The following is a 21,962-nucleotide window of genomic DNA, read 5'->3' on the forward strand; positions in this document are numbered from 1 at the left end:
ATGGTTATATTTTATCCACCCGTAGAGAAAAGTGATCCCGTCTATGGAGTGTATGTGGTTAACAGGTATAATGCCTGTCATTCAAGGAAGCGGTTAAATTAATAGAGTTGTTATGACCCAATCACAAAACGTCGATCCAAACGAAATTAAGAAGTTTGAGGATATGGCCTCACGCTGGTGGGATTTAGAAGGTGAATTTAAGCCTTTGCATCAGATCAATCCTTTACGCCTCAACTATGTTTTGGACAATTGTGATGGCTTGTTTGGCAAAGAAGTCTTAGACGTCGGCTGTGGCGGCGGTATTCTAGCGGAAAGCATGGCCAAAGAAGGCGCGATTGTCACCGGTCTTGATATGGGTAAAGAGCCATTGGAAGTGGCGAGACTACACGCTTTAGAAACGGGCACTAAGCTCACCTACATCCAGAGCACAATTGAAGATCATGCTACGGAAAACCAAGGCAAGTATGACGTTGTGACCTGTATGGAGATGCTTGAGCACGTCCCTGACCCACAGTCAGTGATTCGTTCATGTGCGGCCTTGGTGAAACCGGGCGGCCATGTGTTCTTTTCAACACTTAACCGCAACCTTAAGTCTTATCTGTTCGCGATTGTCGGCGCAGAAAAGCTGTTGAAGATCGTACCTGAAGGCACTCACGATCACGATAAGTTCATCCGCCCTGCTGAGCTGATTAAGATGGTTGATCAAACCGACTTAACCGAAACCGGGATTACTGGCCTGCACTACAACCCTCTTACAGACACCTACAAGCTCGGTCAAAATGTTGATGTAAATTACATCGTTCATACTCAGAAATTTTAACATTTGTCACATACTAGATGTAGTGGTCAAGATTAAGGCGATAGCACATGCTCATCGCCTTTTTTAGTGCCAATTGAAGCAATTTTTGTCGGTTTGATTCCAAAATAATCAAAGCAAAAATCGAAGACAACTTTGACCAAAGATCAAGGAATTTTTTTTTGTTTGTGGTTACTTCTAAACCGATCTAAAAACGGTAATTAATTACAATCTTACCCGCTCTAACCTCATCGGTTAGTAGTCACTTACTGTTTTTTTTAATTTTGTTAGTTATCCACAAGTCATCCAAGATCTGTAACTTGAAAAGCCATGGGGATAGCACTATCTTGTAACTCGCACCTTGGTGCACCCCTATATGTTGTGTTTGTACTACAATATATAGATAGACTTTGATCACAAAGCCGGAACGATTTTTACAAGAATTACACAAAAATACGGCTTTTATCAGTTTTGTTAGGGAAATGAAGCAGAATGAACCAACAACTTACCGTTACTAAGCGTGACGGACGCAAAGAAAGTATTGATCTCGAAAAGATCCATCGCGTTATCACCTGGGCTGCCGAAGGTCTAGACAACGTCTCTGTATCTCAAGTAGAACTACGCGCTCACATTCAGTTCTACGACGGTATCACTACGTCTGATATCCATGAAACCATCATCAAGTCTGCAGCAGATTTGATTTCTGAAGAGACGCCTGATTACCAATATCTAGCGGCACGTTTGGCTGTATTCCATCTACGTAAAAAAGCGTATGACCAGTATGAGCCACCAACGCTATACGATCACGTTGCTCGCCTTGTGGATATGGGTAAATACGACCAGCACATTCTGGAAGACTACACCAAAGCAGAACTTGATGAGCTAGATGCCTACATTGATCACAAGCGCGATCTCGATTTTTCTTATGCAGCCGTAAAACAGCTTGAAGGTAAGTACTTTGTTCAAAACCGTGTATCCGGTGAGATTTACGAAAGTGCTCAGTTCCTTTACATCCTAGTTTCTGCTTGTCTATTCGCGAAATACCCGAAAGAGACACGTCTTGATTACATCAAGCGCTTCTATGATGCGACATCGACATTCAAAATTTCTCTACCTACGCCAATCATGTCAGGCGTACGTACTCCTACTCGTCAGTTCAGCTCATGTGTACTTATTGAGTGTGGCGATAGCCTAGATTCAATCAACGCGACAGCAAGCTCTATTGTTCGTTACGTTTCTCAACGCGCTGGTATTGGTATCAACGCTGGCCGTATCCGTGCTCTAGGTTCAGAGATCCGTGGTGGTGAAGCATTCCATACGGGCTGTATCCCTTTCTACAAATACTTCCAAACAGCGGTTAAATGTTGTTCTCAAGGTGGTGTTCGTGGCGGTGCGGCGACTGTGTTCTACCCACTATGGCATGGTGAATCTCAAGCACTGATGGTTCTTAAGAACAACCGTGGTGTTGAAGAGAACCGTGTTCGTCACATGGACTACGGCGTACAGCTAAACCGCTTGATGTACCAACGTTTAGTTGAAGGTGGCAACATTACTCTGTTCTCACCATCAGATGTACCGGGTCTATACGATGCATTTTTCGAGAACCAAGACGAGTTCGAACGTCTATACGTTCAGTACGAAAACGATCCATCAATCAAGAAAGAAACCGTTAAAGCTATCGAGATGTTCTCTATCTTGATGCAAGAGCGTGCTTCTACAGGTCGTATCTACATTCAGAACGTTGACCACTGTAATACGCACAGCCCGTTCGACTCAGAAGTTGCACCTGTTCGTCAATCTAACCTATGTTTGGAAATCGCGCTGCCAACTAAGCCGCTGACAAACGTTGAAGATGACTCTGGTGAGATTGCTCTATGTACACTATCTGCATTCAACCTTGGTGCGATTAAGTCTCTTGATGACTTTGAAGAGCTATCAGATCTTGTTGTTCGTGCCCTAGACGCACTACTGGATTACCAAGATTACCCGCTACCTGCTGCGTACAAGTCAACAATGAATCGCCGTACTTTAGGTGTTGGTGTGATCAACTACGCTTACTACCTAGCGAAGAACGGAGTGAAATACTCAGATGGCAGTGCAAATGGTCTAACACACCGTACATTTGAAGCGATGCAGTACTACTTGCTGAAAGCTTCGGTTGCGTTGGCGAAAGAGCAAGGTAAGTGTCCTTTATTCGAAGAAACGAATTACGCGAAAGGCTTAATGCCAATCGACACTTACAAGAAAGCCGTTGACCAAATCTGTGACGAGCCACTGCACTATGATTGGGATGGCCTACGTGAAGAAATCATGACGCACGGCCTACGTAACTCTACCCTAACCGCGCTAATGCCATCTGAGACATCTTCTCAGATCTCTAACGCGACCAACGGTATTGAACCACCACGTGGTTACGTTTCAGTGAAGGCGTCTAAAGACGGTATCCTGAAGCAAGTAGTGCCAGATTTCCTTGAGTACAAAGACAACTACGAACTGCTATGGAACATCGGTTCAAACGATGGTTACCTACACCTGGTGGGTATCATGCAGAAGTTTGTCGACCAAGCGATTTCAGCAAATACTAACTACGACCCAACGCGTTTTGAAAGTGGCAAAGTGCCAATGAAGAAACTGCTTCAAGATCTGCTAACTGCGTATAAGTTTGGTGTGAAGACACTTTACTACCACAACACACGTGATGGCGCGAGCGACGATCAGAAAGACGCAGTACAACCACAAGACGACGATTGCGCAGGCGGCGGTTGTAAGATTTAAACCATAATCCTAACTAAAGGGTTATCAAGGCTTAACAAATTATTCGCCCCTCAGACATGAGGGGCTTAAAAGGAATTGAGGCACCATGGCTTACAGTACTTTTAACAGAAACAAAAATGACCAACTAAAAGAACCTATGTTCTTAGGTCAATCAGTAAACGTTGCTCGTTACGACCAACAGAAGTTTGAGATCTTCGAAAAGCTAATCGAGAAGCAACTGTCTTTCTTCTGGCGTCCTGAAGAAGTGGACGTGTCAAGCGATCGTATCGATTACAACAAGCTGCCAGAGCATGAAAAGCACATCTTCATCTCAAACCTTAAGTACCAAACACTACTCGATTCTATCCAAGGTCGTAGCCCAAACGTTGCCCTACTGCCGTTGGTATCTCTACCAGAAGTAGAAACTTGGATTGAAACTTGGTCTTTCTCTGAGACAATTCACTCACGCTCTTACACGCACATCATCCGTAACATCGTGAATGATCCGGGTCTAGTGTTTGACGACATCGTAGAAAATGAGCACATCCTTAAGCGTGCTGAAGACATTTCTCGCTACTACGACGATCTGATTCAAATGACCAATGATTACCATCGTTACGGTGAAGGTACTCATAACATCAACGGCGAAGAAGTGAAGATTACCCTTCACGACCTTAAGAAGAAGCTCTACGTTTGTTTGATGTCAGTTAACGCACTGGAAGCGATTCGATTCTACGTGAGTTTCGCGTGTTCATTTGCTTTCGCTGAGCGTGAGCTAATGGAAGGTAACGCTAAGATCATCAAGCTTATCGCTCGTGATGAGGCGCTGCACCTAACCGGCACACAGCACATGATTAACCTGCTGCGTAACGGCCAAGATGACTTCTCTTTCATGCAGATTGCTGAAGAGTGTAAGCAAGAGTGTTTCGAGCTGTTTAAAGATGCTGCTGAGCAAGAGAAAGAGTGGGCAGAATACCTATTCAAAGATGGCTCAATGATTGGTCTGAACAAAGACATTCTTTGCCAGTACGTTGAATACATTACCAACATTCGTATGCAAGCTGTTGGCCTAGACGCTGCTTACCCTGAAGCAACTTCTAACCCAATTCCTTGGATTAATGCATGGTTGTCTTCAGATAACGTGCAGGTTGCGCCGCAAGAAGCAGAAATTTCATCTTACCTGGTTGGTCAGATCGACAGCGACGTACGTGCAGACGACTTCAAGGATTTCGAACTGTAATGCCTAATATCAAAATCAACGCTATTACATCGGTTCAGTCTCACCCTTCTAATACCATTCTAGAAACAATGGAGAATGCAGGGTTAGAGCCTGAATACAACTGTAGAGATGGGCACTGTGGCGCTTGCCGCTGTAAACTGGTCTCAGGTGAAGTTGAATACGTTGGTTTTGCAATGGCGTACACGCAAGAAAAAGAAATTTTGCCGTGTATCTGTAAAGCGAAAACAGACATTGAAGTGGAAGGTGTCAACTACTCGCTTAAAGAAAAACGCGCATAAATATGCACAAAATAGACAACGGCCAGCTTAATGCTGGCCGTTCTTATATCTGAACTCGTGCTCCAGACAAAAACTCATCCGCAGTCAGCATAGAAACAGGCTTATCTGCGATCTCCCTTCCATCATCATCAAATAACGAAAGTCGATAGCCCAAACATTCACCACTTGGCTTGTCCTCTGGCGCTTGTAGCCACAAAGAGATAACGTCTTGATGCTTTCCATTAAGTGCTTCACCTAGAAAGACTTTTTGGCTCGCCACTTGATACCAAACAAGGATCTTGGACTGATTAAACATGCTAACCTCCCTGAGCAATTGAAATCCTGAATTGTCATTTTAAAGGTTATTTGGCCGAATGCACGTATCAAATCTAAGACAAAATCCTCTTCTATTGAAAATCATCCAGTTAAGCGATATTCGAATTTGGCATATAAAAATAATATGAGTATGAATGAGTAATAAGAAATAGGATCATTCACTTAATACAGAACAGCAGACTGAGCCAATTTGACAAAACTGGCTCACTATCCTAGTTGAATAATTATGCTTCTATTGCACTGCGTGGCACAAACATTTCTTTGTTTCTGCTCAATGAACTGTACTGGACAAACATAGGTTTAGCGTTGAGGTAACGACGTAGCATATCCGCCGTAACGGTTGTGATCACTAACGTACGCTCTTCGCGAGTATAGTTGCGATTGAAAGTTAGCGTTTGTCCCCACTCCCCTTCTGGAGCTGCGAGTGCAACTGAGAATGTTTTATCAATGACCTTGGCTGTCACTATGGCAATATCCGTCGCGCATTTGTCTTTCGTCGCTCCAGCAAGGGCAAATGCAGCGGCAAGTTGGTCGTCATTTTCATCCCCAACATTAACGCGTTCGCCTAACACCCAACCATGACCACAGTATTGAGCTGCTACTTCTTTTGATTGCAGCCAGTGTGATAACGAACCATAAGTCGATTGTTCCGCCGTCGCGATAGATTGTTTACGCTCTTGGATTAGATACGCGACATGATCCTGCATAGATTCATCAACACTCACCACATTGCTCTCAATCAGATTAAAGATAATCTGCAGCAATTTGACTCGGTTATCTAAATCATTCTTAGGGCCAAACAACTTCACTTCGATGTAAGGCAGGTATGAGCGGTAACCCAGTGTGTAGCCATCAGGAAGTTGTACCTTGTCGAGCTTATCTGACAACGCCGACTCAGAAGTGCCAAAGGTATAAAGCTTACTGCACTCCTGACCTAATACATTGCTATGAGTGGCCCTCATATCAGGCAGAATTTGTTGCTCTACCATCAGCTTGAATTCGCTAGGTACACCCGGTGTGAAGTAGAAATCACAGTCGTTAAAGCGAACTTTGAAACCGCAAGCGGTTCCGATTGGGTTATCAAGTAGAACCGAATCTTTTGGCAACATGGCTTGTTTGCGGTTGCTTTCAGGCATCACTAACCCACGAGAGGCAAAAAACTTCTCTAGCCTTGCTAACCATTCTGGATATAAGACAAGCTCGCTTTCAGCTGCCACTGCCACCGCCTCAGCGCTCAAGTCATCACTTGTTGGGCCTAACCCACCATTCACAACGACGATGTCACTGTTAAAACTTAGCATCATCAGCTCTTCGACAAGAGCTGACATCTCGTCGCCAACCGTTGAGCGCTTAGTTACGCTGAAGCCTTGTTCGAAAAATCTTTGAGATAACCACGCAGCATTCGTATCGACGATGTCTCCGTGGAGGACTTCTTCCCCAGTGCTCAGCATTGCGATTTTCAACATTATTTTATCCTTAGTGGGAAAACGTCACATATTTTATGAGTTTAACTGATATTTATTATGGCATTAGGCCAAAAAACAACTAAGTTTCTTATTTAGGACAATTTCAGATTCCCAATACGCCAACTTTGTTGGATACTTGTGACCCTGATCATTAAAATAATAACGATGGAGTACTCAGTGTTGAAAAAAAGCATCACCGCTTTAGTTTTGTCAGCTTCTGCCCAGGCCAGTGCCAATGTATATGATTCTAATCAACATATTGAGTTTTCATACACTGTAGATCAAGCTGAATCCGACACGTTTTTCTATCATTCTTATCAATATCAATCGTCAGACCCGTTTTCACTCAGTTTGACAGAAAATGACCTAAAACTCGAAGGTCCAGGGTTACCTAAATATCTCACTGTTTCCGACGGCAAAGATTGGGATTACTTAATGGGGCAAACCTACACGATTTTAGGACTGAGTGTTGCCACTGTCGGCTTGATGACACTTCTTCCCGAATCAATCACAAAATGGGATGAAGAAGATCGTGACCTTAGTGGTCTTGGTTCTAAATGGAAAGACAATGTCACTTCGGGCCCGACATGGGATAGAGATGAGCACTTCCTTAACTATGTCATGCACCCTTATTTTGGTGGTGTCTACTACACAGCAGCTCGCCATGCCGGCTTCAACGAGTTTGAGTCTTTCTTATACTCGGCGACGATGTCGACCTTCTTCTGGGAATACGGTGTCGAAGCCTTTGCAGAAGTGCCTTCTTGGCAGGACATCTTTATCACCCCTTTCTTTGGTGCTGTGGTCGGTGAGATGATGTTTGAAGCTGAGCAAAACATTGTCGCATCTGGTGGCGAAGTATTGGGCTCTGAAACGGTCGGCGATGTTTCTCTGTTCTTCCTAAACCCAGTCGGTCATATCCACGGTTGGGTGAGCGGCGCTTGGGGCGGTAGTGCAGAATTCCAATACAGCAGTAAGCCTTGGTTCGGTAATCAAGATGCCGCTAAGTTCGCGATGGATGCTGGTGCTAGCTATGACAACGTTTTCTACGGCGTTGAGATGAAAGTTAGCTTTTAAATCACACCACCTCTGACTGAAAAAGCGATGTTTTACATCGCTTTTTTTGTGCTCGCGGTTAAAGATCCGTAGCAGTGACAAGGATTTAGGTGTAAAACTTGACTCAGGTCAAACCCAAGCTTTACGCGCATTCTAAACTGAAGTTAGGTATCAAGATCGCTTTCCTTATCAACAAATATTGAAAGCACATGCCTTTCTCAGCGTTTGGAGGCTCAATATGAACAGCACATTTATTGTTAATTTCGTTGGCAAAGCGACGCCTGCCACTATCAAGCAACTTGCGGCTATTACCCATGAAAATGGAGGTAAATGGCTCATTAGCAAAGTCAATTTCATCGAAGACCAAGTTGCTGCGGTGATTAAAGTTGAACTTCCTAGTGCGAACGAACAACTTGTCAAAGACGCCTTCACTTCCCATCCTGACTTACTGGTACAAATTACAGATTCAGATCAGTTGGCGCACGATGTTGATACCATCTACCAACTCAGACTCGATTCCAATGATCGCGCGGGCATCGTTAACGAAATCACCCATGTTCTAGATGGGCAAGGCATTAGTATCCTTGATATGGATTGCCAAAGAGTCTTCATCGCTGGTGGAGGTGGAGTGAGCTCGAGCTTATTTACGGCAAACTTGTCGATAAGATTGCCTAAGCAGATCAATATCAACGACGTGGCAAATGAACTTGAGTCTTTAAGTGAAGACACAAGGGTCATGGTGGAAAACTAAACCTTGAGTCAAATGAAAAAGAGAGCGACGAATCGCTCTCTTTTTATTTGCTATTTCACAGACCATTGTGACAGTGAGCGCTTGAAGTCAGAATAATCAAACTCATTCAATTTCTGAACCTCTCCCGAGCTTCTCTCACAATAGACTGAAGGCATACGTAATCCGTTGAACCAATTAAGCTTAACCATGGTATAACCTGCACTATCTAGGATGTGGAGGCGTTGACCAACCTGTAGCGGCTTGTCAAAGTTAGCCACACAGAACTGATCGCCAGCAAGGCAAGAGCAAGAGCCAATCACATATTCATGCTCGCCGTTATCTGATGCTTCTAGAATAGATGCTGGCTCATCATAGATTAACGTATCTAAGCGATGTGCCTCTGTTGCAGAATCTACAATCGCTGTCTTCTTAACGTTCTCAACAATATCAACCACAGTCACAACAAGATCCGTGGTTTTGGTAATGATAGCTTCGCCCGGCTCAAGGTACATTTGTACCGCGTGTTTTTCTGAAAATGCCTTTAGCGCCAAGCCCAGCTTCTCAATATCGTAATCTGGCCATGTAAAGAACACGCCGCCGCCCATGCTTACCCAATCAAGCTTGTTTAAGTAGTCACCAAACTGCTCAGAGATCGAGTCAAGTAAACCAATGAACGCATCAACATCTTTGTTTTCGCAGTTCATATGGAACATCACACCATCAATGTTCTCAAATACTTCGGGGTCAATATGATCCGCTTGTACTCCAAGGCGAGAAAATTGACGCGCCGGATTCGCTAGATCTTGACCCGCATAGCTAACACCTGGATTTAAACGTAAACCAATTGACGCTTTGTCTTCAACGATATGGCGGTAGACCGCGAGCTGAGACTGTGAATTAAAGATCATCTTGTCACAAATGTCAGCCACTTCACGTACGTCATCTTCGCTGTAACCAACACTGTATGCGTGCGTTTCTCCGCCAAACGTTTCGTGGCCAAGCTTTACTTCAAAAGGACCAGAGCTTGTGGTGCCATCTAAGTAAGGCTTAATAATGTCAAACACGCCCCACGTAGAGAAACATTTGAGTGCCAACACCAGTTTCACACCAGAGATTTCTTTCAGCTGTTTTGCTTTCTCTAGATTTTCAATCAACTTATCTTCGTTGATCATAAAGTAAGGGGTTTTGAGTTGTTCTTTCTGAAATGTCATCTTATGCACTCAAGCAGAATCTAATGATAAAGAGCCATAGCTGATGGAGTTGGTATTGAGTATGTTTATTTTGTCCTGTCTGAACGTAGTGAGTTACAAAATAAACATGGTTAATACCAACATCTAATAGATCGCAATGACCGAAAAAGGGAACACTGCAGTCCCCTTTTGATACCAAACTAAAAATTCAGTCGTTACTTTTTAAGTTCGTGAATTACTGGCAGACCTTGACCCGCTTCAAGCTCTTGAACATGCCAATCAAGACCGATGCTTGGCATTGTTTCTAGGAATGGATCTGGGTTTAGCTGTTCCATGTTGAACACACCCTTATCCGCCCACTCACCACGGAAGAACTGTAGTGCTGCTGTGATAGCAGGAACACCCGTAGTGTAAGAGATCGCTTGGTGTTCCACATCTTCGTATGCCACTTCGTGATCAGCGTTGTTGTAGATAAATACGCTGCGCTCTTTACCGTCCTTCTTACCTTGAACCCAAGTACCGATACAAGTTAAGCCAGTGTAACCCGGAGCAAGTGAAGTTGGATCTGGAAGCAGTGCTTTCAGTACGTGTAGAGGTTGAACAACTGTACCATCATGCAGTGTGAGTGGATCTGGGCTAAGCAGACCAATGTCACGCATGCAGTTAAAGTAGTTTAGGTACTTGTCACCAAAGCCCATCCAAAACTCGATACGTTTCGCTGGGATAAACTCTTTCATTGAACGAACTTCATCGTGCGCCATTGAGTAAACTTTGTGTGTACCACAGTTAGGGAAATCAAATTCAAGCATACGCGAGTGACAAGGCACTTGTTTCCACTCTTCGTTTTCCCAGTAGAAAGAGTCGCCCTGAATTTCCAGCATGTTGGTTTCTGGGTCAAAGTTGGTTGCGAACTTTTTACCGTGATCGCCTGCGTTTACGTCCATGACGTCAATCGTATCGATCTCATCGAACAAATGCTTCACTGCGTAAGCAGCAAATACAGAAACTACACCCGGGTCGAAGCCTGCGCCAAGAATACCGGTAATACCCGCTTCAGCAAATTTCTCGCGGTAACCCCACTGCCAATCGTAAGCTTGAGGAACTTGCTGACCTTCAGAACATAGGTCAACCGCTACTGATGTATCTAGGTAGTTCACCTTCGCTTGGTAACACGCTTCCATAATCGCCATGTTTACCCACGGAGGACCCGCGTTGATAACCAGATCAGGTTGCACTTCTTTGATTAGAGCAACTAACGCTTCCACATCATCCGCGTTGACGGCACGAGCTTCAAGTTTCTTCGAGCTGTCTTTAAGGTTGTTTTTCTTCTGGATAGATTCGATGATCTTTTCACATTTACCGATTGTGCGAGACGCAATAGTAATGTCACCTAGTACATCGTTGTTTTGCGCTGCTTTGTGCGCTACAACCCAACCGACACCACCTGCACCAATTTGTAAAATAGCCATAGTATTACGTTACCTTTATTTCGCTAGCTCAGAAGCTAAATTTTTGATTTTGTTTAATAAAGACTCAAAGTCAGAAATCTTCAAGCAAGGGTTTAGAATAGTAAATTTAAGCGCCGACTTATCATTCACTACTGTTTCGCCAAGTACGGCAATGCCACGAGTCAGGGCCTGCAGTCTTAGAGTCTTATTCAATTCATCTAAATCGTTAGTTTGCGAGTCACAAACTCTAAACAGCACAGTCGATAGTGAAGGCTGCGCGAGTAACTCAAACGCCGAATCACTTTCAATCAGATCCGCCACTTGTAGTGTCTGCTCAAGAAGATGGTCATACATTTTGCCCAACGTCTCTGGACCTACGCTTTGCATCGTCATAAAGACTTTCAATGCATCAAAACGCTTGGTCGTCGCAATCGACTTATCGACTAAATTAGGCAGTTCATCATGTTCGCGATTGAGATAATCAGCATGATGAAGAAGGTACTTAAAGTTCGCTTTGTCTTTGAGCAGTACTGCACCACAACTGATTGTTTGATAGAACAACTTATGGAAGTCAACGCTAACTGAATCTGCTCGCTCAATACCCGCTAAACGTGACTTATGGCTGCTTAGAATCAAAGCTCCGCCGTAAGCACTGTCAACGTGGAACCACAATGCATTTTGCTCAGCGATATCAGCAATGGATGCTAAATCATCAATCGCACCGTGATCGGTTGTGCCCGCAGTACCCACTACAGCAAACGGTATTAGACCCTGCGACTTCAATGCCTCCATTTCAACCTTTAAGGCGTCAACCTTGATGGTTCCATTCGGGTTGGCATCGACACAGCAAACTGAGCTTTCACCTAAACCGAGCAAAGAAGCAGATTTTTGCACTGTAAAGTGAGATTTCTTCGAGCACAGGATACGCAACTTACTCGCGTATTCCGGTAAACCTAGCTTTTGAATCGAATGTGAATCAAGCTTATCTGCAATCCAATCGCGCGCGAGCAGTAGTCCCATCAGGTTACTCTGGGTTCCACCACTGGTGAAGATACCGTCTGCTTGAGCACCCAACTCATACTTCTCGCACATCCAGTCAATCACTTTCTGTTCAACGTAAGTGGCTGCGGATGCTTGATCCCAAGAGTCCATTGATTGGTTTAGCGCAGCGATCATCGCCTCAGCGACAATCGAAGGCATCAATGGTGGCGTGTGAAGATGCGCAATACAGTCAGGGTGCTGCACTATGATTGAGTTCTTGGCAACTAAGTCTGCCGTCTCACCAATCACGTCAATCAACGAAGCGTTTTTATTATCGAGATCAACAGCGTTGATTGCCTGCTCAAGCTGCTTAGGTTCTAAACCAGAATATGGCGCCCCAATTTGCTCAAACACCGCTTTCATTTTCGCCGTAGTATGATTCATGGCTTTGGCGAATTCATCACTGCCAGACTCACCTGTTTGAACGAAATGTTGCTTCCACGCAGCGTTGCCCTCTTGTGAATCAAGATGGCTACCACCCGCGACAATAATCGCTTCTTCAAGCACCCGCAGAGCAAAATCAATTTGCTCGAAAGAGATAATCAATGGCGGTAGAAAACGGATCACTGAACCGTCACGTCCACCTTTTTCAACCATCAGACCACGTTCTAACGCAGCGCGTTGGATTTTCAATGTGAGTTCACCGTCCGAGACAGGCTCACCAAACTTGTTCAGGTCATTACCCGGCTTGCGAATTTCAACACCAAGCATCAAACCCTTGCCACGTACTTCTGCGATACAGTTGACTCGTGACTGAATCGCTTCGAGACCGTGACGTAGATACTGGCCAGCAATATTGGCGTGCTCAACTAAGTTGTCGCGTTGGATAATTTCTAGCGCTTTTGCACCAGAAACCATCGCTAACTGGTTACCACGGAATGTTCCAGTATGCTCGCCCGGTTTCCATGTGTCGTGCTGCTTGTTAATCACGAGCAAAGACATTGGCATACCGCCGCCAATCGCTTTCGACAGACATAGAATATCGGGAACAATGCCTGCTTCTTCGAATGCAAAGTTATAGCCTGATTTGCCGACACCACATTGAATCTCATCAAAAATCAGCAAGATTCCATGCTCATCACAGATACGGCGTAGTTCTTTAAGCCAGAAAGCGGGAGCTGGAACAACCCCTCCCTCACCTTGTACAGGTTCAACAACGATAGCCGCTGGTTTCATGATACCCGCTTCATCATCGTGCAATAGACGTTCAATGTAGCGAATGCTAGCTTTGGCACCCTCGTCACCGCCTAAACCAAATGGGCAGCGCAAGTTATATGGGAACGGCATAAAGTGAACGTCAGACATTAGGCCAGTTCGACGTGCCTTAGTGCCTAGATTACCCATCATGCCCATGGTGCCGTTTGTCATGCCGTGGTATGCGCCACGGAAAGCAAACATGGTGTTTCTACCTGTAGTTTGCTTTGCGAGCTTAATCGCGGCTTCAACGGCGTCTGCACCAGAAGGCCCACAAAACTGAATGACACAATCGCCGGCCAACTCTTGTGGCAAAAACTCTTTTACAGTTTTGATGAAGTGCGTTTTTGCTTGGGTCGCGATATCAAGCGTTTGGTACGGTAAGCCACTGTCTAGCTGAGCTATTAACGCTTGATTGATTTCTGGGTGGTTATATCCCAGCGCCAGAGTGCCTGCGCCAGCGAGACAGTCTAAAAATAATTGACCACGAGTGTCTTCAACAAGCGCACCGTAGGCCTGTTTAATGGCAATAGGCAGGCGTCGTGGATAAGAGCGAACTTCAGATTCATGTTGTTCTTGGTCTAGTAGGATCTGATCTGGAGTCAGATCGTAGATTCCTTCCAAAACTGGAATCTGAGTTGAAAAAGGAGTTGCGACAACAGTGTTCATCACTGTGTTATCGACTTCAAAGGCTGTGCTCATGATTTAATCCCTTGAAATGTAATTCTTTCCCCTCGTAAGAACAAATTCTAAACTGAGGGTATAGCAAGCCGTAGCGCGAGTTATTTAAAAAGCGCATACGAGAAAACGATCCATCATGGATGGATTACATATCGAGAAATTAGATCAAGGTTCAGTAATGCAACTGTCCTGTAAAACAGGGCATTGAGGAAGAACTAAGCTGATTAATGTAGTTTTGTTATGTGAGTTCAATGTTGGGTTTCCCATTCACATGCCGCTTAACGACATTAGTATCCCGTCTATCGACAAAAGGACTTGCCGATACCTACCCTACGTGATGCTCACTCAGCCCGAATGCCATCACGCGTATCCCCCAGAATGTCCTTATTGAGACTCATCTCCGAGATTGCGGCGAAAATTATCATAAATTGAAATCGTCTGGCAATAATTTTTCACGATCAGATGAAAATAATGATCTAACTATCAAAAAAGACCAACCGATTAAGGTTGGTCTTTTAACATTGTGACGATTACGCTGCATCTGTCTTGAGCACTTGAGTTAACATTTCTAACTCACTGGTAATTGAGTTGTTTTCAACGAGTCCCGCATCTTCAAATGCGTTGGTCACTCCTTCAAGGATAATGGTCTGCTCTCTACCTTCATCAGTCACTGTCATAACAATGTCTTCGCCATCGACTTCAGCACTAATAGAGTCAATTAAGTCACCGACTAAGACATTATCGTCTTCTTCTAAAATGCCTCTCAAGTCTATCAAGTCACTGCCTAAATCAAAGTTGTCGACGACGTCAGTTCCGTTATCGAGAGTTGCATCCAGCCAGACAAATACATTGTCGTTTTCATCACCTAGCATGACTTGATTACCTAGTTCGGCATCCAAATCATCCCCTTCAGCCGCCGATAACACCTCATACTCTGGTGATTCTGATACATCAATGGTAACCGTTGATTCATTACTAACAGCTAAATCTGAGTCGACCGCAACATAGTCGAATGTTACATCTTCAGTAATATCTTGGGTACCAGATAGGTATCTCAGCTCCCAGTTGCTTCCTGTTGAACTCAATTCCATCTGTACAATTGGATTATCGGGCGATGAGTAACTGAAATCGTATAGAATTTTCTTATTACCGACATCACCTTCATCTTTCTGGTACTGTTCCACATGGGTTGTGCCGTCTGCAAAGGTATAGGTCACCTCAACATAGACGTTACTGTTAGTGTTGAAAGCGCCCCCCATACCATCTAAGCCGAAAGTCACCACATCAAGTGGGTTGTCGCTAAGATCAACAATCAAAGTTTCTTTCTTGTTCATCCCATTACCATCGGTATCACCAATACCCCAACCAACATGTGGCTTATCTCCAGTATATTGTTTTAATGGTTTGTCGTTGTTGTCAGTAATAGAAATTCCTATCGTGTTGCCGTTATCCAATGTAATGAGTCGCTCGGTATCGCTTACCCATTCACCCCAATTGTAGAAACCATCATCATCTAACACTATGTCGTCTGGATCACCACTGTAACCAATCTCAAATGGGTCACCGGGGCCTGGTACATAAGTAAAGTTATCAGGGTCAAACAGCTTAGCGGGATCAATTGCATCTCCCCAAACATGGAGGTCTGCTTCAGTCAGTACACGAGTTTCACCAAAATCATCGGTATAAAGTAAGGTACCGTACTGCGGAAGCGAGGTAATCATTACGTTAAGCTCAACGCCATTGAAGTCATCATCCTCATCCGAGATATGATCGAGGTCCTCATCATCAGAGTCGAAGATGATAGGCACAAAGATCGCATCACCCGCATCAACGTCGAAGTCTTCGGAAACCGGAAGTTCATTGACATTGAGCTCACTCAACTCAACATCTATGTCTGTTGATTTCTGAATCCCAAAACCATCAACTTCGGTGGCGGTTACAACAAGGGTATGTACATTGGCTAACGCTTCGAAATTGTTGGTAAATGCCAACACCCCTGCTACTGTTAGACTTATGTTCCCGTTGGTTGGGTTAATCTCAAATAGCGGCTCGTCAGCGTCATTGAAAATATTTGTTTTGATGCTGTAGGTGACATCCTCACCGTCTGCATCCGTCGCAGAGACAGTACCAATCACATAGTCTTCTGTATTGTTCTCAAAGTAGGAGAACGCATACTGGTCGCCGTCGTTTGGAACAAATACTGGTGCATTGTCATCTAGGTTGATTTCATCAAGATTGACAGTCACATCAGTGGTTTTGACTGGACCCAAGCCCTCGTCTTCTGTTGCCGTAACCACAATGCTGTGTTCGTTTTCGGCTAACTCGTAGTCGTTGGTGAACGCGGCGACGCCAGCCGCTGTTAAGCTAATTTCGCCGGTGACTGAATCGATTTCAAACAATGGCTCTTCAGCATCATTAAACACATTAGTTTTAATGCTGTAAGTGACATTTTCCCCATCTGCATCAGAGGCGCTGACGGTGCCAATCACATAGTCATCGGTTGAGTTTTCATCGTATTCGAAGTTGTATTCACCGCCTTCATCGGTACCTTCAAATATTGGCGCATTGTCATCAAGATTAACTTCATCAAGATTAACCGTGACATCGGTGGTTTTGACTGGGCCGAAACCTTCGTCTTCTGTCGCGGTGACCACGATGCTATGTTCATTCTCTGCTAGCTCGTAGTCGTTGGTGAACGCAGCAACACCAGCCGCGGTTAAGCTGATTTCACCAGTGACTGAATCGATTTCGAATAATGGCTCTTCAGCATCATTAAACACATTAGTTTTAATGCTGTAAGTGACATTTTCACCGTCCGCATCTGTCGCACTGACGGTGCCAATCACATAATCATCAGTTGAGTTTTCGTTGTATACAAAGTTATATTCGCCACCTTCATCGGTGCCTTCGAATACAGGTGCGTTATCATCAAGGTTAACTTCATCCAGATTAACCGTGACATCGGTGGTTTTGACTGGACCCAAACCTTCATCTTCGGTCGCCGTGACCACGATGCTGTGCTCATTTTCTGCCAGCTCGTAGTCGTTGGTGAACGCGGCAACGCCAGCGGCAGTTAAACTGATTTCACCAGTGACTGAATCGATTTCGAATAACGGCTCTTCAGCCTCATTTAACACATTGGTTTTAATGCTATAGGTAACGTTTTCGCCATCCGCATCACTTGCATTGACTGTACCAATGACATAGTCATCGGTTGAGTTTTCATCGTATTCGAAGTTGTATTCACCGCCTTCATCGGTGCCTTCAAATACCGGAGCATTATCATCAAGATTAACCTCATCCAGATTAACCGTGACATCCGTGGTTTTAACCGGACCAAAGCCCTCATCTTCTGTCGCCGTAACCACAATGCTGTGTTCATTTTCGGCCAACTCGTAGTCGTTGGTGAAGGCTGCAACACCAGCCGCGGTTAAGCTGATTTCACCAGTGACTGAATCGATTTCGAATAATGGCTCTTCAGCATCATTAAACACATTAGTTTTAATGCTGTAAGTGACATTTTCACCGTCCGCATCTGTCGCACTGACAGTGCCGATCACATAATCATCAGTTGAGTTTTCGTTGTATACAAAGTTATATTCGCCACCTTCATCGGTGCCTTCGAATACCGGAGCGTTATCATCAAGGTTAACTTCATCCAAATTAACCGTGACATCGGTGGTTTTGACCGTACCAAAGCCTTCATCTTCCGTCGCGGTGACCACTATGCTATGTTCATTTTCGGCTAACTCGTAGTCGTTAGTGAACGCGGCAACTCCAGCCGCGGTTAAGCTAATTTCACCCGTGACTGAATCGATTTCGAATAGTGGCTCTTCAGCATCATTAAACACATTGGTTTTAATGCTGTAAGTAACGTTTTCACCGTCCGCATCACTCGCGCTGACTGTACCAATCACATAATCGTCGGTTGAGTTTTCATCATATTCAAAGTTGTATTCACCGCCTTCATCGGTGCCTTCAAATACAGGAGCGTTATCATCAAGATTAACCTCATCCAGATTAACCGTGACATCAGTAGTTTTAACTGGCCCTAGACCGTCATCCTCCGTCGCCGTAACCACAATACTGTGTTCATTTTCGGCTAACTCATAGTCGTTAGTGAACGCAGCAACACCTGCTGCAGTTAAGCTGATCTCACCGGTGACTGAGTCAATCTCAAACAATGGCTCTTCGGCATCGTTGAACACATTGGTTTTAATGCTGTAAGTAACGTTTTCACCATCCGCATCCGTCGCACTGACGGTGCCAATCACGTAGTCATCGGTTGAGTTTTCATCGTATTCGAAGTTATACGCTCCTCCCTCGTCAGTGTCTTCGAAAACTGGTGCATTATCATCTTCATTGAGCTCAGTAAATATCACATCAACATCAACAGATTGTGGCTCACCAATTCCGTCCCCTTCAGTGACAGTGACCACGATATTGTGGACGTTTTCAAGAATTTCAAAATCATTCACAAAAGACGCAGCACCTGCCGCTGTCAGGGTAATAATCCCGCTATCTGGGTCAATGGCAAATAGGTCTTCTCCACCTTCGTTTTGAATATTTGTCGAAATGCTGAAAATAAGAACATCGTTATCTGGGTCAGTCGCTGCCACTTGTCCAATGGCAACTCCCGCCGTGGTGTTTTCCGGTATATCAAAACTGTAAACACCATCTTCAAATGCAAACGTAGAAAGCTGCTCTTCCCCTTCACTGCCACCTGGGACAAAATCATCTGTCGCGACAAATTGAGGAAGATCATTGGTACCGTTAATCGTCACTGTAACACTGCCAACTGTGCCGTCAGTAGATTCAATAGGGAATACGTCAACGAGAGAATCACCGATATTGAGTTCATCAAAAGCGCTGTTCGCTACATAGGTCCAATTACCATCGGCATCAATAGAAAATGTACCGTTATCACCCGCGACACCATCTTGAGGAACAAAGGTTGGAACATCAGTTTCTGTTGCGACAACCGTACCAGTAATAACCCAAGGAACATCCGTTTCAAACACGGTAACCGCATCATCTCCAACAAAGACGGCCTGCGCCACTAGATCGAGTAGAGAGAGGCTCTGCGTTTCAGAAAGGCCTTGAGACTCAAGGCCTGATGTATCAAATTGAGTTTCCGCTAGTGTTTCAGATCCAGTTCGCTCGATGTCTCCAGTCCCTGTTGGACTCGACCCATTTTGTCCTCCGGCTGCGGTCGCGAAGTCTTCATTTTGAGTTGGGTCGACACCTTCTTCGATTTGTTCGATGATCGAAGCTATTTCATTGTCCAAGTTAAGATCGAAGTTCTCACCTCCATCACCTATAAGCTGAGCTTCTATCTGCGGCTCGGTTGCGGCGGTGGCTCCCTGTCCCAAAACGACAATGACTTCTCCAGGCCCTGGTACCTCTCCTGGAACCAATTCTCTAATCTCACCGTTGATGTCAATTACTACTGTTGTACTAGCCAACATAAACGGTGCTAGACTTTTCGCATTCATAACCCAATTCCCATCTGTGCGATATAAGTCCCCCCACCCCATTCATGGTGTTAAAACTTTCGCATACTCCCACATCCTATAAAGCTAGAACCCCAACTATTGACATTCCACTCAATAGCAAAAAAGTCCATACGAAAGTTTATAAGTCACTAATAATTCAACTCATCAATTTCGCATAAAGATTCTCAATTTTGGAATACGTCTACTAAGCTTTTGGTACTTACATTTGGGGAATTCCCCCTACATAAAAATGGATTATCGACTTAGCAGACATTAAGGAGGCTCCCTTGAACCTGAAAAAGTCACTTATCGCTAGTTGTGTGGTTCTTGCGAGCTTCACTGCTTCCTCGCAAACATTGGAGCAGGCAGTCGCAATTACACTCGCTACCAACCCAGAACTAAAGAGCACCTTCAACGAGTTTAAAAGTGCAGTTAAACAGGCCGACGCTGCAGGCGGAGCTTATCTGCCTAGCTTGGACCTAGATGCAGGTATTGGATATGAAGGTATAAATCCAGCAGAATCGACCGGGAGAAGTGATTCTGATCTAACTAGAAAAGAAGCAACCCTTAGCCTTACCCAACTCTTATGGGACGGTAATGCCACTCTTAACGATATGGACAGAACCGCGGCTGATGCCGAATCCGTTCGATTCCAACTTTTATCAGACGCCTCAGATCTCGCGCTTCGTGTCACTCAAGTTTACCTTGATGCTGTAAAAGCAACTGAGATACTCGCGCTTTCGGAAAGTAACCTAGCCGTTCACAAAGAGATTTACCGCGATATTCAGCGCCGTGCTGACTCAGGAATAGGCTCTACTGCAGATGTATCGCAAGTAGAAGCTCGTATAGCGAAAGCTCACGGGAATCTCCTTGCAGCTCAAAACAATCTTGTTGATACCCATACGCAGTTCACGCGTTTAGTCGGGCAACAGCCACTGGGATTAATCTATCCAAGAGCGGATGAAACTAAGCTGCCCCTTTCTTTACAAGATGCGCTCGTCGAGGCTTATGAAAAGCACCCCGTAATCAAGGTCTCTCAAGTCGATGTTGATTCCGCACGCTTTCAGTACAAACAATCTAAAGGTAATTACTACCCAACATTTTCCATCGAAGCGAGTCAAACGTGGCGTGATGACGCTGGTGGCGACCGAGGCAGTAGTGACGAAACCTTAGCTATGCTTCGCATGCGATACAACCTATATAACGGTGGTTCAGACAGCGATCTGTCTGAAAGAGCGGCTTACCAGCTCAACCAAGCCAAAGATCTGCGTGACAATGCTTTTCGTCAAGTTGAAGAAAGCCTTCGACTATCTTGGAGTGCATTGGATTTAACATTGCAACAAAAGAACTTTTTGGCAGACCACGTAGACTCAGCGTCTGAAACCGTCATTGCTTACGAGAAACAGTACCGCATTGGTCAACGAACCTTACTTGATTTACTTAATACAGAGAATGAGCTATTCGAAGCGAGAAAGGATTATTTAGATGCTCATTACGCTGAACAATACGCTAAGTATCGCGTAATGAACGCAACCGGCAATCTGCTTGACGCTTTGCTAGTAGACACACCTGAAGAGTGGACTGAGCGAGTGGAGTATTAATATGAAAGTTAAACAGTTTATCCCATTTACCCTTATGGCTTTCATCCCCATTAGCGCAGTGATTGCCGAAGACGAGTACGATTACATCAACACTCCTGTGGCGAACCAAATATCAGATCTCACTGATGACGATAGAGATGGTGTTGTCAATGCGCGAGATATCTGCCCCGGCACACCATCTGGCGCACAAGTGGACAACGATGGCTGTGGTGCGGCCCTGTTTGAAGAGGAGGAACGCCAACTTCGTATCTTATTTGCCAATGACTCTTATGAAATAAACCCTATTTTCTCAGATCAGATTCAAACAATGGCTGAGTTTTTAGAGCGCTATAAGTCAGCCTCAATTCAAATTCAAGGTTATGCCAGTAAGGTCGGCACGGCCGAATACAATCTAGAGCTGTCAAAGAAAAGAGCACATGCCGTAGAAGATGAGCTTTTGTCTTACGAGATAGATCCTAAGCGAGTAACCATCGTCGGTTATGGTGACACCCGCTTGGAGTCCGAAGGGGTAGATGAAACTTCCCATGCACTAAACCGACGCGTCACAGCCACTGTCGTCGGTTTGAAAGAAGAGGTAGTCGAAGAATGGACAATCTTCTCAGTTATTGAGAAGTAACGAGATACTGCACCACCCCACAAAAACAAAAGCGCCCAATTAAATTGGGCGCTTTTTCTTCTAA

Annotated in this window: 14 protein-coding genes; 8 read left to right on the top strand and 6 right to left on the bottom strand. The window is 44.7% G+C overall.

Going from position 1 to position 21,962, the window contains the following annotated elements:
• Window positions 1–112: 112 nt before the first annotated feature.
• The 4 genes from ubiG to yfaE all read left to right on the top strand — a co-directional run bounded on the left by ubiG (window position 113) and on the right by yfaE (window position 5,068).
• Window positions 113–820, top strand: a complete 708-nt coding sequence (gene ubiG, locus IX91_RS08185) for a bifunctional 2-polyprenyl-6-hydroxyphenol methylase/3-demethylubiquinol 3-O-methyltransferase UbiG (RefSeq protein ID WP_004748706.1) — start codon at window positions 113–115, stop codon at window positions 818–820.
• Window positions 821–1,288: 468 nt separating this feature from the next.
• Window positions 1,289–3,571, top strand: coding sequence for a class 1a ribonucleoside-diphosphate reductase subunit alpha (gene nrdA / locus IX91_RS08190; RefSeq protein ID WP_004748707.1), 2,283 nt, complete (start codon window positions 1,289–1,291; stop codon window positions 3,569–3,571).
• 85 nt (window positions 3,572–3,656) lie between these two features.
• Window positions 3,657–4,790, top strand: coding sequence for a class Ia ribonucleoside-diphosphate reductase subunit beta (gene nrdB / locus IX91_RS08195; protein ID WP_004748708.1), 1,134 nt, complete (start codon window positions 3,657–3,659; stop codon window positions 4,788–4,790).
• Window positions 4,790–5,068, top strand: coding sequence for a class I ribonucleotide reductase maintenance protein YfaE (gene yfaE, locus IX91_RS08200; RefSeq protein ID WP_004748709.1), 279 nt, complete (start codon window positions 4,790–4,792; stop codon window positions 5,066–5,068). The genes nrdB and yfaE overlap by 1 nt, the downstream gene beginning before the upstream one ends.
• Before the next feature lie 43 nt (window positions 5,069–5,111).
• On the opposite strand, the gene IX91_RS08205 is transcribed toward yfaE, so the two are convergent.
• Both IX91_RS08205 and IX91_RS08210 read right to left on the bottom strand, forming a co-directional pair.
• On the bottom strand, window positions 5,112–5,363 hold the full coding sequence (locus IX91_RS08205) for a hypothetical protein (protein WP_004748710.1): 252 nt from the start codon (window positions 5,361–5,363) through the stop codon (window positions 5,112–5,114).
• 244 nt (window positions 5,364–5,607) lie between these two features.
• The gene (locus IX91_RS08210) at window positions 5,608–6,849 is read right to left on the bottom strand and encodes a CinA family nicotinamide mononucleotide deamidase-related protein (protein WP_004748711.1); all 1,242 of its coding nucleotides are present in this window, start codon (window positions 6,847–6,849) and stop codon (window positions 5,608–5,610) included.
• A gap of 177 nt (window positions 6,850–7,026) precedes the next feature.
• On the opposite strand from IX91_RS08210, the gene IX91_RS08215 reads away from it, so the two are divergent.
• Both IX91_RS08215 and IX91_RS08220 read left to right on the top strand, forming a co-directional pair.
• Window positions 7,027–7,923: a DUF3943 domain-containing protein gene (locus IX91_RS08215; RefSeq protein ID WP_004748712.1), complete on the top strand. Its 897-nt coding sequence runs from the start codon at window positions 7,027–7,029 to the stop codon at window positions 7,921–7,923.
• A gap of 217 nt (window positions 7,924–8,140) precedes the next feature.
• Window positions 8,141–8,653 carry a glycine cleavage system protein R gene (locus IX91_RS08220; protein ID WP_004748713.1) on the top strand — a complete coding sequence of 171 codons (513 nt, stop codon included), beginning with the start codon at window positions 8,141–8,143 and terminating at the stop codon, window positions 8,651–8,653.
• A 50-nt stretch (window positions 8,654–8,703) separates the two neighbouring features.
• Here IX91_RS08220 and nspC read toward each other — a convergent pair whose 3' ends face one another.
• The 4 genes from nspC to IX91_RS08240 form a co-directional block, all read right to left on the bottom strand.
• On the bottom strand, window positions 8,704–9,843 hold the full coding sequence (nspC, locus tag IX91_RS08225) for a carboxynorspermidine decarboxylase (RefSeq protein WP_004748714.1): 1,140 nt from the start codon (window positions 9,841–9,843) through the stop codon (window positions 8,704–8,706).
• Window positions 9,844–10,037: 194 nt separating this feature from the next.
• Complete coding sequence (locus IX91_RS08230; protein WP_004748715.1) at window positions 10,038–11,291, bottom strand: carboxynorspermidine synthase; 1,254 nt, start codon at window positions 11,289–11,291, stop codon at window positions 10,038–10,040.
• A 15-nt stretch (window positions 11,292–11,306) separates the two neighbouring features.
• Window positions 11,307–14,207 (bottom strand): pyridoxal phosphate-dependent class III aminotransferase, encoded by a 2,901-nt coding sequence (locus tag IX91_RS08235; RefSeq protein ID WP_004748716.1) that lies wholly within the window; start codon window positions 14,205–14,207, stop codon window positions 11,307–11,309.
• A gap of 509 nt (window positions 14,208–14,716) precedes the next feature.
• Window positions 14,717–19,681, bottom strand: a complete 4,965-nt coding sequence (locus tag IX91_RS08240; protein WP_038550438.1) for a VCBS domain-containing protein — start codon at window positions 19,679–19,681, stop codon at window positions 14,717–14,719.
• A gap of 287 nt (window positions 19,682–19,968) precedes the next feature.
• Between IX91_RS08240 and IX91_RS08245 the strand changes: the two genes are divergently transcribed.
• Together IX91_RS08245 and IX91_RS08250 are read left to right on the top strand one after the other, a co-directional pair.
• Window positions 19,969–21,282 (top strand): TolC family outer membrane protein, encoded by a 1,314-nt coding sequence (locus IX91_RS08245; protein ID WP_004743547.1) that lies wholly within the window; start codon window positions 19,969–19,971, stop codon window positions 21,280–21,282.
• Between the two features lie 34 nt (window positions 21,283–21,316).
• Window positions 21,317–21,898 (top strand): OmpA family protein, encoded by a 582-nt coding sequence (locus IX91_RS08250; RefSeq protein WP_408068352.1) that lies wholly within the window; start codon window positions 21,317–21,319, stop codon window positions 21,896–21,898.
• Window positions 21,899–21,962: the final 64 nt, after the last annotated feature.

It is taken from the genome of Vibrio tubiashii ATCC 19109 (assembly GCF_000772105.1).
In the GTDB taxonomy this organism is placed as follows: domain Bacteria; phylum Pseudomonadota; class Gammaproteobacteria; order Enterobacterales; family Vibrionaceae; genus Vibrio; species Vibrio tubiashii.